Raw genomic sequence first — 14,628 nt, 5'->3', positions numbered from 1 at the left:
TAACCCATAACCCATAACCCATAACCCATAACCCATAACCCATAACCCATAACCCAAGGCCTCACCATGCAACTAGACCGCATCGATAAAACCCTCCTCAACTTGCTGCAACAAGATGCGACGTTGTCGTTGAACGATCTGGCGGATGCGGTGAATCTAACGACGACACCGTGCTGGAAGCGGCTGAAAAAGTTGGAAGAGAGTGGCGTTATAGAACGTCGCGTTGCGTTGCTCAACCCTGACAAACTGGAGTTGTCGTTTACGGCGTTTGTGCTAGTCAAAACATCGGATCACTCGCATGGCTGGTATAGCCACTTTGTCGAGACTGTGTCGGAGTTCCCTGAGGTGATGGAGTTCTATCGGATGGCGGGAGAGTATGACTACATGATGAAAGTGCTGGTGAAAGACATGCCGTGTTTTGACCGCTTCTACAAAAAGTTGGTCAACTCGGTAGCAGGTATCTCTAATGTCACGTCGACCTTTGCTATGGAGCCCCTGAAATACACCACGGCGTTACCGATTCAGGGTTAGCGTTAAGATTAACAATGACTGGCAGCGCCTGAAAAAATAGCGCCGCGCTTGGATGATGCCAAGCACGGCATTGGCGTTATTGAGTAAATCGCATCACACCTTCTTGCACCGCAGTGGCGACCAGGTGTCCCTCACGATTGTATATCTCGCCACGGACTAAGCCTCGGGTATTGCTGGCGGTCGGGCTCTCGATGGCATACAGCAACCAGTCATCCATTTTAAAAGGGCGATGGAACCAAATTGAGTGGTCGATGGTAGCCACTTGAAACTTCGGCGTCATCAAAGAAACACCGTGCGGATGAAGCGCGGTCACGAGGAATCCCCAATCAGAAGCGTATCCAAGCAAGTATTGGTGAATCAGTTGATTGTCGGGCATCTCACCGTTGGCACGAATCCAAAGATACTGCTTGGCGTCGACTTTTTGTGGATTTAACGGATTGACGACGGTGACCGGGCGCATCTCAATCGGCTTCTCCCCACAAAACGCTTTTTTCAGCTTCTCTGGCAAGATGTGTTCGATTTGCGCGGCGAGCTCAGACTCGGATTTAAAGTTCTCAGGCCCCGGAATATTCGGCATGGTGTTTTGATGCTCAAAGCCCGGCGCATCACCATGATAGGAGGCGGTGAGGTAGAAAATCGGTCGACCGTTTTGAATCGCTTTTACCCGGCGTGTGCTGAAGCTTCGGCCATCGCGCAGGTTTTCAACATCGTAAATGATCGGTTTTTCCGGATCGCCAGGGTAGAGAAAGTAGCTGTGAAATGAGTGCACAGTGCGCGCATCATCCACTGTGTAGCGAGCGGCAGAAAGCGCCTGACCAATCACTTGTCCTCCATAGACTTGCGGTAGGCCAAGGTTTTCACTTTGGCCGCGAAACAATCCTTCTTCTAATTTTTCAAGTTTCAGTAGTTCTAGGAGTTCTTTGAGAGGTTTACTCATTGGCAGATCCTTCCCCTTGTCGAGCGGGTTTCATAGGTACAGGTTGACGATAGCGACTATTTTATCGGTTGAGTGATAAATTTAAACAGCTGTATGAAATTGTAGTCAGACTTTTCTGATTTGCGTTAGGTCGCGGTCAACTCTTTCATCAATAAGCACCACTGTGCACAGCCATCGTTTATACTCAAGACGATTCTCCCGCTTACGTTGGGTTTTTGGCGAACAAATTAAAGAGGCACTATGAAAAAGAATATCACGCATTGGTTTTTAGCATGCACTGCGATACTTGCGCTCGCAGGTTGCCAAGCGGGGCAACCGTCGGCGACAGCGTCGAAAATGGAAACAGTCTCCGGTACTCTTGCCTACCGAGAGCGTATCGCACTGCCGGGCGAAGCCTTGGTGACGGTCACGTTGCAAGATGTGTCACTGGCGGATGCGCCAGCAAAAGTGATCGCCAAACAGCAGTTTTCGGCGGATGGGGCACAAGTCCCGTTTGCGTTTGAGCTCAGTTACGATCCGAGCCAAATTGACGCGCGACATACTTATAGCGTCAGCGCAAGAATTGAGGTGGATGGGAAATTACGTTTTATCTCTGATACCGCGTATCGCGTGATTACCGATGAAGCGAAAACGCAGCAAGTGAATCTAATGCTTAAAGATGTGCGTTAAACATCGCCTTAAGGCTGCCAGCGATAGCGAGCCAGTCTTACTCGGCCTTCTGGTGATACCTCAATGCCCTCTTCAATGAGGGCGTTTTTTTGTCTTTCAAACGCTTCGCCTTTCAATGAGAGCTTACCTTGACTATTGATAACCCGAAACCAAGGCAGAGATGATCCCTCCGGCAGTTGGCCCAGCGCTCGGCCGACATGTCTTGCGTAACCTGGGTAACCCGCCATTTTTGCGATCTCTCCGTAGGTAGAGACCTTTCCACATGGAATTTGGTGAATCACAGCAAAGATTTGCGCGAGAAACTGGTCCATAATGCTTTTGTCCTAGTTCGATTTTTTCCATGGAATGGATAAGGAGAGAGGATGGTATTGTCTACATTTCAGTTCTTTGTCGCAACACTACTCGCGGTGATTTGCGCCCGCACCATCAGCATGAGTGAAGGAGACATCCCACTGCTCGCGATGCTCATTCCCGCGCTTTGGATATTGCCTCAAGGCGGTATTGTCGGGTTGATATTGATCGGTGCAATGACGGTTTACGGCTTGACGTTGCCTTATCAGCCGATTGCGTTGTCTGTAAGCCAATGGATACTCTTTCCGCTCTTAATGGTGGTGTTCTCAAAACGCAGCAATATGTGGGTGGTGTTAACCATCGCATTGATTGTCGCAGCGCTGCAAGTCGGCATTATGGTCACACAGGCCGGTGGAAAATTAGAGGGCAGTGCCTTTATCACTGTGCTGCAAACCCTCTCAATATCGGTGGTGTGGTGGTCAGCCAATCACTGGAAACCATCGAATAAACATAGCTGGTGGGCGCTCTGTTTGATTTTGCCCCTGTGGATGGCTGAACTCTCCTACGGCGTGCTGGTGGCACTCTCGCTGACGGGTATGATTGCCTCAATGGAAACGCTGACGAAGCTAAAAACATTGCGTTGGGGGAAATTGCTCTGTTGGACGCTACCGACCGTCGGATTTGCCGCTTTAGTGGTGTCGCCCAATATTGAGGTGCCTAACCCGGTATTTGTGGTGTGGTTTGCCTTGTTAGGCACGGCGTGGATGACCGATTACATCCTTCGCAGTGCGGAAGAAGCGGAGATTTAGTTGCATAGCTCTCACTATAAAGCGTTTGGGCTAGCAATTATTTGGCGTATGCAACCGAGTGTGCGAGAATCTCGCCTAATTGCAATCTCATGCAAAGGGGTGAGCAGTCTTCACCAGAACTGGTTACTTGGGTTAGTTTTTCGCTAGAGACATGAACAATGTGGTTTAGGTTTTGGCTACGGATGGTCAAACTCGGCCAAGGATTGTGGCTACTGTTGGCGTTGATGGGAGGAGTCCAAGCAGCGCAAGAGCAGTATCGGGTCGCGATGGAAGCCGATGACGTCGTCACGAGGACGCTGTTTGATGCAGTGTCGCAGCATTTTTCCATCAAAGTAGAGTATGTGCTCTATCCTAGTTTTAGCGACATCTTACAATCTGTCGAGTCTGGTGAGAGCGATTTCGCGGCCAATGTCACCTACACCCCTGAGCGTGCCCAATACTTCGATTTTTCTGCGCCCACTAACATTGAATACACCTATTTGTTTAGCCCCCAAGCCCGCCGCTTAGAGGATGTTCAAGTCGTGGGCGTGCCCAACGGCACGATTTATGGCGAGCTGATTGAGCGCCACTTTCCTGCTATTACCCTCATCGAATACTCGGGCCATCACGAAGCGGTTCGACTACTGAATGCCGGTGAAGTTGACGGCGTTGTTGACGCCATTAACCAGCTTAAGCCGATGTTGCTTTCTGGTTTTGATGCCGAACTGCTGAACGATCAAATCCCCATTAAACCAGTCTCTATCGTGACGACCAAAGGCCAACACTCGGATCTCTTGGCCGCGATAGAACATTACGTCCATAGCGCTAGCGTACAAAAACTGTTGCGTGAGTCGATTCGACAATACCAATTTAATATTCGCAGAGATGCACTACGAAATGTGGCGAAAGAGAGCGGCCTTGACCTTGATCGCCCACTGAGAGTGAAGTTGGAGAATTTTGGTCAGTACGCGACCTATCATGCCGACGGCAGTGTGTCTGGGATCGCAGCTGACGTTTTGTTTCAAGCGTGTGACATCTTACTGCTTAAGTGCCAGCTTGAGAGTCAAGCCAATGAAACTTGGGAAAGCATGTACCAAGATTTGGTCAATCAGGCCATCGATGTACTTGCTCCGGTTGCGGTGCTGGAATCGCGTCGGGGTGAGCTGCTCTTTGGTGAGTCTTACTACTTCCCTGAAGCGATTTTGGTCAAACGGGAAGGGTACAAGAAGGGCGTCTACAGCAACATTTCTGAATTGATCGCAGAGCGTATTGGCGTGATCAAAGAAGCAGCATCTGAATCACTGCTGAATGTCTTGCTGCCCAACAAGCGCTTTAAGGTCTACAACAATAGCCAAGCGTTGGTGACGGCGCTACTGAATGGCGAAATCGACTACATCCCCATGACGCGCGGCAGCTTCCATGCGTTGCTGCGTGAGAGCAAAGAGGTGTTGCCACTCGAAGAGGACACCGCAATAGCGCCGTTCTATCGTTCAGAGGTAGCGATGGGCTTTGCAAACAATGAACTCGGAGCGCAATTGGTGCCGCTGTTCAATCAGGCGCTGACGATGATCGACGTCGAGAAAATCATCCACCTCTATGATAACCAGCCAGACTGGAAAGCCACGCTGCATAACGAGAAGAGCTTAGCCCAGCAGAACCAAGCATTGCTTCTGTTTGTGTTGGCGTTCTTGGTCATCGTGGCGTATTTCCTCTATAGCCAATCGAATACGGATAACTTAACGCGCTTGAGAAACAGGCGTGCCATGCAGCGTAAATATCGACTCGGGCTCAAATCGCGTGACACCTTGGTCTATTTTGATGTCAACGGCTTCAAAGCCATCAATGATACCTATGGGCATGAGATAGGTGATGAGGTGTTAAAAGCGATCGCCAACCAGATCGTTCGTTACTGGCAAGGCAGCGCTTATCGTATCGGTGGTGATGAGTTTATTTTGATTGGCCCGATGGATGAAGGACAACTGGATATTCTGGCGCAACATGTTGCCGCCTTAACCTATACCTCATGGGACAACAGTGTGTCACTCAACATTACATTGGCTATGGGCGTTTGCCAAGCGAGCGCTAGCTCACTGACACTTCAGCAAGCCCTGAATCAGGCGGATCAAGCGATGTACAGCCACAAACGCAAGCAGCGAGAGCGCAGCAGCCAAGGCGCAAAAGAGCAAAGCAGCTTGGTTAACTGCTCCGTCAATGGCTGAGCAGCCACAATTGCTTAATGATTAGGCAGTTAAGCCGTTTTTCGTTGATTTGTCTGGTTAACCGCTTGAAATCAGTCAGGCGATGATTAATAATCCCCACACGTCTTAGCGCACAGTCGCAAGAAAAACGAATCAATGGAGGCTCTGGTCCTCCCGCAACAATAGCTTGTGAACTCGGTCAGGTCCGGAAGGAAGCAGCCGCAGCAAGTGACTTGTGTGCCGGGATGTGGCTGGGGCTTCCACCCTTTTGAAGTGTTGTTAAAAGCATAACTTGTCCCAATAAAATCATAATCTGTCCTTTTAAAATCCATAAAGTGTCCTAAGCTTAATTTGGTTGTTTTGTTACAACAAAAGGGACGCATATGTATATTCGTAATCTTCGCAAGCCATCGCCTAATAAGAACATCTACAAATTCTCGAGTCTCAAAAACCGAGATGCTGTTATGTGTGAGGGTAGTCTGGAGAGAGACTGCTGCTACCATTTCGAATATGATCCAGATGTAGTTCACTACGAATCTCAGCCAGAGGGTTTCTATTATGACCTCCATGGGAAAAAGCGCCCTTACACTCCTGATTTCCTAGCCACCTATGTTGACGGCACATTCAAGTATGTGGAAGTCAAACCACACTCGAAAACGTTATCAAAGACATTTAAACAAGAATTTGCTGCTCGTAAAGAGGCTGCCAATCGAAGAGGATTTGGTCTTGTTTTGGTGACCGATAAGCAAATTAGAGATGGGTACTTTCTCAAAAACTCAGAGTTAGTGCATCGGTATAGTGGGTGTATCGCAGGCGATGAGCTTGCAGTCAAAGTGCATTCTTATTTGATTTCACGGGAAACAATGAAAATCAGTGATATAGCGGTCTCAATTGGAGAGTCCGTCGGTCGGGTGTTCGCTTCTGTTTTAAGACTGATTGCAGTAGGAAAGGCCGGTGTTGATTTGGATATCGCTAAGTTGAGTGAAAGTACAGCTGTTTCGGTGAGATAAAATGGTTGGCCGATTCCATGACGAGTTTGAGCCTGAGTACAACGAAGATTCTGAAATAAAACATGAGCTTTTGCCTGAAACTCAGACCGAACGTCTCAAGTACTCGAGATTACAGTCGACGCAAATCATTGAGCGAGACCTCTCTTCATATCCCGAGGAGCAGAAGAGCAAAGCGCTAGAAAGGTACAAATTGTTATGTTTAGTTGCGAATGAACTGAGTGGAGGTTGGACCCCTAAAAACCTCAATCCCCTAATTGAAAAACACTTCTCCAAAACACGTCTTACCAAGAAACCTAGCTATAAATCACTGCAGCGTTGGCATAACTCATTTGTTGACTCGAATGGAAGTTTTACTAGCTTGGTCGATAAAAACCACCTTAAAGGTAACAGAGAAGCCAGAGTTATTGGCGATGAAAAATATTATGATGAAGCTCTAAAGATGTTTTTAGACGCAAGGCGACAGTCGATTAGAGCGGCATTCAACTTTTACAGAGACAGGATAATTGTAGCGAACGATAAGATAGTCGCCGGAAAAATACCGATAGTGTCATATGAAGCGTTTAAGAATCGTATTCGTAAAGAGGAACCATACAGCGTCGCGCTCGCTCGCCATGGTAAATACTACGCAGACAAGCTTTATAACTATTACCAATCTGTGGATATGCCGACTCGAATTTTGCAGCGAGTCGAAATGGATCACACCCCCTTGGATTTGATTCTATTGCATGATGACCTCATGGTGCCATTGGGTAGAGCACATTTGACACTGCTCGTAGATGTATTTAGTGGGTGCATAATTGGCTTTCATCTAGGCTTTAAAGCTCCTAGTTATGTGGCGGCATCCAGAGCTGTTATTCATGCTACAAAAAGTAAGAGTTACATTTCTGAAATGCCTATTTCATTCAATAATGAATGGCTTTGCGAAGGGAAAATCGAGAACTTGGTGGTCGACAACGGTGCGGAGTTTTGGTCAAAAAGCTGGGAGGATGCATGTTTGGAAGTTGGGATAAATGTCGTTTATAACAAGGTTCGAAAGCCATGGTTAAAGCCATTTGTTGAACGTAAATTTGGTGAAATTGTTCAAGGGATTGTCGGTTGGGTGCCTGGAAAAACATTCTCCAACGTGCTGGAAAAAGAGGACTATAAGCCAGAAAAAGATGCAGTCATGCGCTTTAGTACCTTTGTAGAGGAATTTCACCGTTGGATTGTAGACGTGCACAATGTTAATGCTGATAGTCGTCATAAAAGAATACCAAACCTTTATTGGAAACAAAGCTATGAGGTTTTGCCACCATTAAAACTCTTACCCGATCAGGAGCAAGCATTTAGCGTAGTTATGGGGATTCTTCAGCATCGAAAACTCACAGATAAAGGTATCAAGTTCATGCATATAGACTATGACTGTGTAGCGTTGTCTGATTATCGAAAGACGTACCCTCAAACAAAAGAGTCTATGAAAAAGAAAATAAAAGTAGACCCAGATGATTTATCCGCTATCTACGTTTACCTCGAGGAGCTTCAAGGTTACGTGAAGGTTCCAAGTAAGGACCCAATTGGTTACACAGTCAGATTGAGCGTTTGCGAACATGAAAAGATTTTGGCGGCTCATAGAACCTATATAAAAGGAGAGATGGATGTACTGTCATTAGCAAAAGCTCGACTTGCACTACATGACCGAATCGAAGCAGAGCAAGCAGACTTAATGCAGTTAACTCACACTGAGCGAAAACGAAAGGCGAAATCTACCAAGAAAGTTGCAGAAATATCGAGTGTCAATAGCGACACCCCTCATGCCAAGCTGAGTGACAGAACACCAATACCAAGCTTTAGTACCTCAGAGTCGGAAAGTAATTCTGATACAACTCCGCTAGAGAGCTTTAGGTCTAAATGGAACGAGCGCAAAAACCTGAGGGAATAGATGTGACCACAGTGAGAAGGAATATGGATCGTGATGAAGTTTTAGCAGAATACCATGACTCATTTTCAGTTTACCCAGAGGTTGAAAAAGTCCTCTCTGGCCTCGAGTGGATAATGAGACGCAGGAAGTTTGGCACTTTTGCGCCATCAATGCTTCTGACCGCTGGCACCGGTGCTGGCAAAACAGCCACTATTAATCACTTTATCGAGAAAAACTTATCAAGGCATTAAGTCCTTATTACTCGTGTAAGACCCACGTTATTAGAGACTTTACTATGGATGGCCAAAGAGCTTGGCGCATACAGAAATAGCAGAGCGAAGCCTTCAGAGATTGGATTAACGGATTGTGTGATTGATACATCGAAAAGAGTTGGGCTTAAGTTATTAGTGATAGAGGAGTGCCAAGAGTTGTTTGAACGAACAAGTCATAACCAGAGGCAGGATATTAGAGACCGCCTCAAAATGATTAGTGATGAGTGTCATTTGCCGATTGTGTTTGTAGGACTTCATAGTGCCGGGCTAATTTTAGAGGACTCGCAGTGGAACAGACGAATTATGGTTCGACGCAAACTTCCATACATTAAGATCACAGATGAGTCCTCAATTGATAGCTATTTAGATGTTTTACAAGCTCTGGAAAAGACGGTGCCTTTACCATTCAAGGTGCCGTTGACAAATGTCGATTTCGCAATGAGATTGTTATCGGCAAGCAAAGGTATACTTGGTGAGATTAAAGAGTTAATTGCAGCCGCACTAGAGGTCGCTTTGGAGAATAATAAGCACTGTATTGACGAGAAGGACTTTGCTGCAGTTTACGAGAAAATTAATGATCCTAATGATTTAAATCCTTTCACTGTGCCGATAGATGCTCTAACCATAGAGCAAATAGCTTCTTATGAAAATTATGTAACCGATGCCGAGACTGGTGAACTTCGTTTTGTAAAACAGGTGTTTAGCAAATTATCGATACAGCAACTTGTTGGTTAGTGAATCACCCTACTCAGAGTTAATTAGGTGATGTCAGTTTTAGAGAGTGTCCTGAATTCTGTGTAACTGTCTAGACTTAAGCCTTAAAGGCTAAGGATGGACAATATGGATAAGAAAGCACTCGAAGCTTTTGCTCGTGAAGCAGCAAAGTCAATTAAGACTGAATCTGATCTTGATGACTTCCGAAAAATGTTAACCAAGGTGACCGTTGAAACGGCGTTAAACGCTGAACTCGATGAGCACCTTGGGTATCAAAAACACCAACCTAGAACTAGCTCCAACTCCCGCAATGGCTACTCGGGTAAATCAATCATCACCGATGATGGAGAAGTCGATATCGACGTCCCTCGCGATCGTGAAGCTAGCTTTGAACCTCAACTCGTCCGCAAGCACCAAACTCGATTCCAATCCATGGACGACAAGATATTAAGCCTATATGCGAAAGGCATGACCACACGTGAAATCGTCGCAACGTTCAAGGAAATGTATGATGCAGACGTCTCACCAACGCTGATATCAAAGGTGACCGACTCGGTACTCGAGCAAGTGATTGAATGGCAGTCGCGACCTCTCGACGAAATTTACCCTATCGTCTATCTCGATTGCATCGTGGTTAAGGTGCGTCAAGACAAGCAAGTCATCAACAAAGCGGTCTATCTTGCGTTAGGCGTCAACATGGAAGGCCAGAAAGAACTGCTCGGCATGTGGCTCTCTGAAACGGAAGGCGCCAAGTTCTGGCTTAACGTGCTGACAGAGCTTCAAAACCGTGGGGTAAAAGACATCCTTATCGCTTGCGTTGACGGACTAAAAGGTTTTCCTGACGCCATCAATACTGCGTTCCCAGAGACGCAAATACAGCTCTGTATCGTCCACATGGTGCGAAACTCGGTCAAATACGTCCCTTGGAAAGACTACAAAGCGGTGACGGCTGACCTGAAGAAAATCTACCAATCAGCCACAGAAGATGAGGCACTGCTCGCTTTAGAGCAGTTCTCTGAACGATGGGATAGTAAGTATCCTCAAATCAGTCGCTCTTGGACGGCGCATTGGGACAACCTCAACACCCTGTTTAACTACCCAGAGGATATTCGCCGAGCCATTTACACGACTAACGCCATTGAATCCCTCAACAGCGTTATTAGAAAAGCGATCAAGAAGCGCAAGCTCTTCCCAACGGATGAATCAGCTAGAAAGGTGATCTACCTGGCTATCCGAGATGCTTCCAAGAAGTGGACGATGCCGATTAGAAACTGGCGACAAGCTCTAAACCGCTTTATGATTATGTTCGAAGACCGACTCACTGAATACATGTAACCCCCGACAGTTACACAGAATTATTTACAGGGTCCAGTTTTAATAATAGGGCCGCCTTCTCTTCATCATTCAACTTATCAATTGCGCACGCTAACTCAGCGCTCAATTCGCTCCTACAGAAAAAGTAGTTCAATGGAACATCTAATACTTCAGCCATTCGTTCTAGCGTTCCAATATCAGGTACGTGTCTGCCTTTCTCATAATGGTTCATTCGCCCACTAGCAGAGCTTGGTTCCATGCCGATTTTCACCCCTAAATCTTTTTGGGTGATTTTGGCTTTTTTACGCGCAGCTTTGAGCCTCGCTGGGATTGGGTTGTCTTTCTGCACTTACACATTTCTTTTCAACCTTTAGATAACTTAGATTGTCTAAGTTTTACTGATTTTTGTATACTTAGCAATCCTAAGTTTTTGTTGTATGCAAGAGTCACATGAAGAAAGTAACCAGAATTAACCCTGATATGTTTAACCTATTGATTGAAAAAGGGATGGACAATTTCACTGTTGTAGAAGCGAGGGATGCTTTGTTAAAGGGTACTTCAACCTTTTCGAACAGAGACGACGCTCGAAAGTATATTTACAAACAGCTTTTGTCATTTGAGGAGAAAGGCTGGCTTTCTGTCACTGGGACTCGTAGGGACAAGCGCTACCATCAAACTAACGACTTTAAAGCACTCATGATCGAGCCTAGAACGCCCGGAAAGACGAAGGCCTCAGAGGGCTCAGTGACTGATGGAAGTCTAGATTATTCCCTAAATACATTGGAACAAGAGAAGAAACAACATCAAGGTGAACTAGCGATTACTCTGGGGGAAATAGAAGAGTATCAGTCATTGCTGATGCGCTTTCCAAACAACAAGCAAGACATACAACCACTTTTTAATTCGGCAAGAGAACGCTCTGCCAAGCTATTGGGTAGGATTAATGCGCTAACTAACTGGATGCAAATAGCCGAAAGAAAGGCTTCCCAATGTTAAGAGCATGGCAAGCTGAATGTGTAGATCAGGCTATCAATAAGTTTTCATCAAATAGACGCCCACATTTTTTCTGTCAAGCCACTCCTGGTGCGGGTAAAACTGTCATGGCAGCAGAGGTTGCTAAGTGCCTTTTTGAAGGAGATATGATTGACTTAGTTCTCTGTTTTTCACCATCACTTTCGGTTGCCGAAGGGATGCAGAAGACATTTTCATGGACACTAGAATGTTCCTTTAATGGAGGCTTGGGGTCTCTTGGTGGCTCTTACACCTATCAATCCATCCGTTACTTGGATGATAAATTTTGGACCACCGTTAGTAAGTATCGAGTGCTAGTTGTATTTGATGAGATCCATCATTGTTCGTTTGATGATGAGGGGCGGTCAAATTCATGGGGATTAGAAATTGTCAGTAAGATCCAAGATATTGCCCGTTACACATTGGCGCTGTCGGGCACTCCTTGGCGCTCCGATCGACTACCCATTGTCATGGCTGAATATTCCGACCCAGATGGTAAGGTTGTTTGTGACTATCATTATGGTTTGCAACAGGCTGTTGAAGATGAGGTGTGCCGTCGTCCTAAAATCGTTTTAATCGATAATGAACACCTGAGTGTTAAGGCTGGCAGTGATAATCAACACTTCACTTCTATTCTTGATTGCCTTAAACAATCCGATGTTTCTTATCACAGTGTCATTCACAATGAAGACGCTATGAACTACATATTGAATAGTGGTTGCCAAAAGCTAGCTCAAATAAGGCAAGAGTCGCCAAATGCAGGAGGCTTAGTCGTTGCTGCTTCTATCAAGCACGCGAAGGATATCCAAAAGCGGCTTGTTGAGCACTTTAATCAATCAGCACGCATCGTAACTTATCATCATGATAATCCATTAAATGAAATTGAGTCTTTTCGTCACTCGAATGTTCAATGGATAGTCAGTGTTGGGATGATAAGTGAAGGAACAGATATCCCTCGCCTACAAGTTTGTTGCCATATGAGTTCGGTCAAAACAGAGCTTTACTTTAGGCAAGTCCTTGGAAGAATATTAAGAGTTAACGATTCACTCAACCAGGAAGCTTGGCTGTATACCTTTGCTGAGGAAAGTTTGATTGGGTTTTCTGAAAGAATAGAGCAGGATATTCCTGATAGCTGTATGTACATTAAACGAGCAAATAATGTGCCGAGTGTTCTAGATGAACAACGCATACCAATATCCACCGTATCGGAAAGCGTTAAATCTAATCGATCTCAACAAGGCTTACTTAGTTGGGGAGAATCTTCAGATAGCACTGACCCAAATAATGTTGAGCCTCCTTTTCTAGCATTGGATGAGTTAAGCCTGGGTCTCTTTAAACAGAGAGTCATCGCAGCATTCACTTAAACTGATTCTGTCTCAATATCTTTCAACGTTTACCCAAAGAGCCTCTCCAGTAATTATGACCGCTACAAGGATAGCCAAGTAGGACGGCTGCGGCTTGTGAGGCACTCGTAAACGGAATATCTTCAGTCGTAATCAGATGATCACCAGATGGTGTTGTACACCTTTGTCTTTGAGGTTACTACGCAGTTTCTTATAGCCTTTAGAAAAGCTAGCCATCATATGAGCTAGCTCGTTGCTGGACAAAAATTAGCTACAGCTTTCGCTAAATTAGCGTTTAAAGGATAACCTGAAGTATTGCAAAACCTCTTACCAGTTGACCAAATTAACTATGCCACTACAGATGGCTATGTGGATCAATTACAGCCAGTTACTGAAATAGTCTCTCCATATGGCAATTGAAATTCTCTCTATGCGATGGCGGTGTAACAACGTGTGCGTGCCGCTTAAACAAAAAATGCAAAGCTAGTCAATAAGTATGAAATTGACTATGTAAACCTTGAACAACTATTTCATCCCCCCTAAGCTCGTCTTTCTAAGCAGATGATAGCTCGGAGCGATTTTTCATTAGCACCACGGATAGGAGAATAAACTATGAAATGGTTGAATTATGCAATTTTGTCGCTGGTTGTCGTTTTACCCTATTACGCACGCAGCCAAACATTAAACGTGCCACCAGTGTTAGACGGAACGGACGTAGATACAGTGTCTATTGATGGGATTCGCTTGGGGGACAGCATCGCTTCTTTGCTAGAGCGAGATCCTATCGACTCTTCTAAAGGGACGTATTCCGTCAATAGCCAAAACATCCAAATTAATTTAAACAATGAATGGTCCACGTACAGCGAATATTGCCGCCAGCAATTTTGGGAAGGCAACAAAATTGATAAAAGGAAGTTAAGCAAAGAGCAGCTTATACGTCTTTCTGACGCATTTACTAGCGGTACCGAAAGTTTAGCTCAAACGAGCGTTCCAGCAAGTTTTTTCTATTCCTATATAGATGAAAATAGCTCTGATAGCGCAGAGGTAAAAATAGTTTACAACCAACAGAATGGTATCGTTACAGATATCGCTTATCGTAGATCGTATCCCTACGATTACGAAGAGGTTGCAAAAGCACTCAAGGCTAGGTTTAATCTAAGCCAGTTCTATGACTTTAAACGTGGAGGCAAACAGCTCTACGTTATCCAAGCACGCCCGGTTACCAATTTTGAGACCGCTATGGAAGCGCAGAGTATGCATGGCACTTTTAATTCAATGCGGAACCCTAATAACGAGTACCCTGACAAAGCCATGCTAGTTATGTTAAGCGGTGGTAGCGGTAATGGTAATACCAGTTTGCAGATTATGCTGTCGACGCAAAGTGATCCTAAAGACGCGCTGGAAACCTTGAAAAAAAGTTGCGTAAACGCAAATCGAGAAGTCGTTGATGCAGTAATGAGTGAAGTAAAGGATGCACCATTATCACTTTAGGCTCGGTTGAGTGTGTATACTCTTGCAAGGACTGATTGGCATTGTGTTAGCAGGTATGAAGATACATATCAGCCAGTAGTCGAAAATCTGCGCCATACTCGTCTTTTTGGTGGTAGAGGTAGTTGCAGCTTGGATGATAACAGTTTTACTGCCGAGGCTTTA

General features: G+C 45.4%; 16 protein-coding genes and 1 other RNA gene. 13 read left to right on the top strand and 4 right to left on the bottom strand.

Annotated features, from left to right (window positions below; translation table 11 throughout):
- The first annotated feature begins 66 nt into the window (after positions 1 to 66).
- Positions 67 to 531 carry an Lrp/AsnC family transcriptional regulator gene (locus AC6R10_RS01305; protein WP_487903569.1) on the top strand — a complete coding sequence of 155 codons (465 nt, stop codon included), beginning with the start codon at positions 67 to 69 and terminating at the stop codon, positions 529 to 531.
- Positions 532 to 607: 76 nt separating this feature from the next.
- Here AC6R10_RS01305 and tesB read toward each other — a convergent pair whose 3' ends face one another.
- Positions 608 to 1,468: an acyl-CoA thioesterase II gene (tesB, locus tag AC6R10_RS01300; RefSeq protein WP_334550896.1), complete on the bottom strand. Its 861-nt coding sequence runs from the start codon at positions 1,466 to 1,468 to the stop codon at positions 608 to 610.
- Positions 1,469 to 1,708: 240 nt separating this feature from the next.
- On the opposite strand from tesB, the gene AC6R10_RS01295 reads away from it, so the two are divergent.
- Positions 1,709 to 2,137, top strand: coding sequence for a YbaY family lipoprotein (locus AC6R10_RS01295; RefSeq protein WP_500671253.1), 429 nt, complete (start codon positions 1,709 to 1,711; stop codon positions 2,135 to 2,137).
- Positions 2,138 to 2,145: 8 nt separating this feature from the next.
- Here the strand turns inward: AC6R10_RS01295 and AC6R10_RS01290 are convergent, their stop codons facing one another.
- The gene (locus AC6R10_RS01290) at positions 2,146 to 2,448 is read right to left on the bottom strand and encodes an MGMT family protein (RefSeq protein ID WP_500671252.1); all 303 of its coding nucleotides are present in this window, start codon (positions 2,446 to 2,448) and stop codon (positions 2,146 to 2,148) included.
- 51 nt (positions 2,449 to 2,499) lie between these two features.
- Between AC6R10_RS01290 and AC6R10_RS01285 the strand changes: the two genes are divergently transcribed.
- The 8 genes from AC6R10_RS01285 to AC6R10_RS01250 all read left to right on the top strand — a co-directional run bounded on the left by AC6R10_RS01285 (position 2,500) and on the right by AC6R10_RS01250 (position 10,642).
- On the top strand, positions 2,500 to 3,237 hold the full coding sequence (locus AC6R10_RS01285) for a VP0952 family biofilm-associated protein (RefSeq protein ID WP_500671251.1): 738 nt from the start codon (positions 2,500 to 2,502) through the stop codon (positions 3,235 to 3,237).
- A gap of 158 nt (positions 3,238 to 3,395) precedes the next feature.
- Positions 3,396 to 5,435, top strand: a complete 2,040-nt coding sequence (locus AC6R10_RS01280) for a GGDEF domain-containing protein (protein ID WP_500671250.1) — start codon at positions 3,396 to 3,398, stop codon at positions 5,433 to 5,435.
- Between the two features lie 142 nt (positions 5,436 to 5,577).
- Positions 5,578 to 5,674: signal recognition particle sRNA small type (gene ffs, locus AC6R10_RS01275), an RNA gene on the top strand.
- A gap of 123 nt (positions 5,675 to 5,797) precedes the next feature.
- The gene (locus AC6R10_RS01270; RefSeq protein ID WP_500625885.1) at positions 5,798 to 6,424 is read left to right on the top strand and encodes a TnsA endonuclease N-terminal domain-containing protein; all 627 of its coding nucleotides are present in this window, start codon (positions 5,798 to 5,800) and stop codon (positions 6,422 to 6,424) included.
- Position 6,425: 1 nt separating this feature from the next.
- Positions 6,426 to 8,342 (top strand): integrase catalytic domain-containing protein, encoded by a 1,917-nt coding sequence (locus AC6R10_RS01265; RefSeq protein WP_500625886.1) that lies wholly within the window; start codon positions 6,426 to 6,428, stop codon positions 8,340 to 8,342.
- Positions 8,343 to 8,365: 23 nt separating this feature from the next.
- Positions 8,366 to 8,572 (top strand): hypothetical protein, encoded by a 207-nt coding sequence (locus tag AC6R10_RS01260; protein ID WP_500671249.1) that lies wholly within the window; start codon positions 8,366 to 8,368, stop codon positions 8,570 to 8,572.
- Between the two features lie 48 nt (positions 8,573 to 8,620).
- Positions 8,621 to 9,328: a TniB family NTP-binding protein gene (locus tag AC6R10_RS01255; RefSeq protein ID WP_500671248.1), complete on the top strand. Its 708-nt coding sequence runs from the start codon at positions 8,621 to 8,623 to the stop codon at positions 9,326 to 9,328.
- Positions 9,329 to 9,433: 105 nt separating this feature from the next.
- On the top strand, positions 9,434 to 10,642 hold the full coding sequence (locus AC6R10_RS01250; RefSeq protein WP_500625857.1) for an IS256 family transposase: 1,209 nt from the start codon (positions 9,434 to 9,436) through the stop codon (positions 10,640 to 10,642).
- Positions 10,643 to 10,652: 10 nt separating this feature from the next.
- On the opposite strand, the gene AC6R10_RS01245 is transcribed toward AC6R10_RS01250, so the two are convergent.
- Positions 10,653 to 10,970 (bottom strand): helix-turn-helix domain-containing protein, encoded by a 318-nt coding sequence (locus tag AC6R10_RS01245; protein WP_500625888.1) that lies wholly within the window; start codon positions 10,968 to 10,970, stop codon positions 10,653 to 10,655.
- Between the two features lie 101 nt (positions 10,971 to 11,071).
- Here AC6R10_RS01245 and AC6R10_RS01240 point away from each other — a divergent pair, with 101 nt between their 5' ends.
- Together AC6R10_RS01240 and AC6R10_RS01235 are read left to right on the top strand one after the other, a co-directional pair.
- Positions 11,072 to 11,617 carry a VspR family transcription factor gene (locus AC6R10_RS01240; RefSeq protein WP_500625889.1) on the top strand — a complete coding sequence of 182 codons (546 nt, stop codon included), beginning with the start codon at positions 11,072 to 11,074 and terminating at the stop codon, positions 11,615 to 11,617.
- Complete coding sequence (locus tag AC6R10_RS01235) at positions 11,611 to 12,996, top strand: DEAD/DEAH box helicase (RefSeq protein ID WP_500625890.1); 1,386 nt, start codon at positions 11,611 to 11,613, stop codon at positions 12,994 to 12,996. Before AC6R10_RS01240 ends, AC6R10_RS01235 begins: the two co-directional genes overlap by 7 nt.
- Before the next feature lie 22 nt (positions 12,997 to 13,018).
- On the opposite strand, the gene AC6R10_RS01230 is transcribed toward AC6R10_RS01235, so the two are convergent.
- Positions 13,019 to 13,114, bottom strand: coding sequence for a DUF4357 domain-containing protein (locus AC6R10_RS01230; protein ID WP_500671439.1), 96 nt, complete (start codon positions 13,112 to 13,114; stop codon positions 13,019 to 13,021).
- 473 nt (positions 13,115 to 13,587) lie between these two features.
- Here AC6R10_RS01230 and AC6R10_RS01225 point away from each other — a divergent pair, with 473 nt between their 5' ends.
- Positions 13,588 to 14,466, top strand: coding sequence for a hypothetical protein (locus AC6R10_RS01225; protein WP_500625891.1), 879 nt, complete (start codon positions 13,588 to 13,590; stop codon positions 14,464 to 14,466).
- Positions 14,467 to 14,628: the final 162 nt, after the last annotated feature.

Source organism: Vibrio sp. R12-SG2-ISO1, from assembly GCF_059834045.1.
Note: the sequence above shows the minus strand (reverse complement) of the source record. Positions and strands in the feature narration are given on the sequence as shown.

Excerpts from the sequence above, each read along its gene's own strand:
- AC6R10_RS01225 (WP_500625891.1), top strand. The coding sequence starts at position 13,588 with ATGAAATGGTTGAATTATGCAATTTTGTCGCTGGTTGTCGTTTTACCC.
- AC6R10_RS01265 (WP_500625886.1), top strand. The coding sequence starts at position 6,426 with ATGGTTGGCCGATTCCATGACGAGTTTGAGCCTGAGTACAACGAAGAT.
- AC6R10_RS01290 (WP_500671252.1), bottom strand. The coding sequence starts at position 2,448 with ATGGACCAGTTTCTCGCGCAAATCTTTGCTGTGATTCACCAAATTCCA.
- AC6R10_RS01285 (WP_500671251.1), top strand. The coding sequence starts at position 2,500 with ATGGTATTGTCTACATTTCAGTTCTTTGTCGCAACACTACTCGCGGTG.
- AC6R10_RS01280 (WP_500671250.1), top strand. The coding sequence starts at position 3,396 with ATGTGGTTTAGGTTTTGGCTACGGATGGTCAAACTCGGCCAAGGATTG.
- AC6R10_RS01270 (WP_500625885.1), top strand. The coding sequence starts at position 5,798 with ATGTATATTCGTAATCTTCGCAAGCCATCGCCTAATAAGAACATCTAC.
- AC6R10_RS01255 (WP_500671248.1), top strand. The coding sequence starts at position 8,621 with ATGGCCAAAGAGCTTGGCGCATACAGAAATAGCAGAGCGAAGCCTTCA.
- AC6R10_RS01240 (WP_500625889.1), top strand. The coding sequence starts at position 11,072 with ATGAAGAAAGTAACCAGAATTAACCCTGATATGTTTAACCTATTGATT.
- AC6R10_RS01250 (WP_500625857.1), top strand. The coding sequence starts at position 9,434 with ATGGATAAGAAAGCACTCGAAGCTTTTGCTCGTGAAGCAGCAAAGTCA.
- AC6R10_RS01260 (WP_500671249.1), top strand. The coding sequence starts at position 8,366 with ATGGATCGTGATGAAGTTTTAGCAGAATACCATGACTCATTTTCAGTT.
- AC6R10_RS01295 (WP_500671253.1), top strand. The coding sequence starts at position 1,709 with ATGAAAAAGAATATCACGCATTGGTTTTTAGCATGCACTGCGATACTT.
- tesB (WP_334550896.1), bottom strand. The coding sequence starts at position 1,468 with ATGAGTAAACCTCTCAAAGAACTCCTAGAACTACTGAAACTTGAAAAA.
- AC6R10_RS01235 (WP_500625890.1), top strand. The coding sequence starts at position 11,611 with ATGTTAAGAGCATGGCAAGCTGAATGTGTAGATCAGGCTATCAATAAG.
- AC6R10_RS01305 (WP_487903569.1), top strand. The coding sequence starts at position 67 with ATGCAACTAGACCGCATCGATAAAACCCTCCTCAACTTGCTGCAACAA.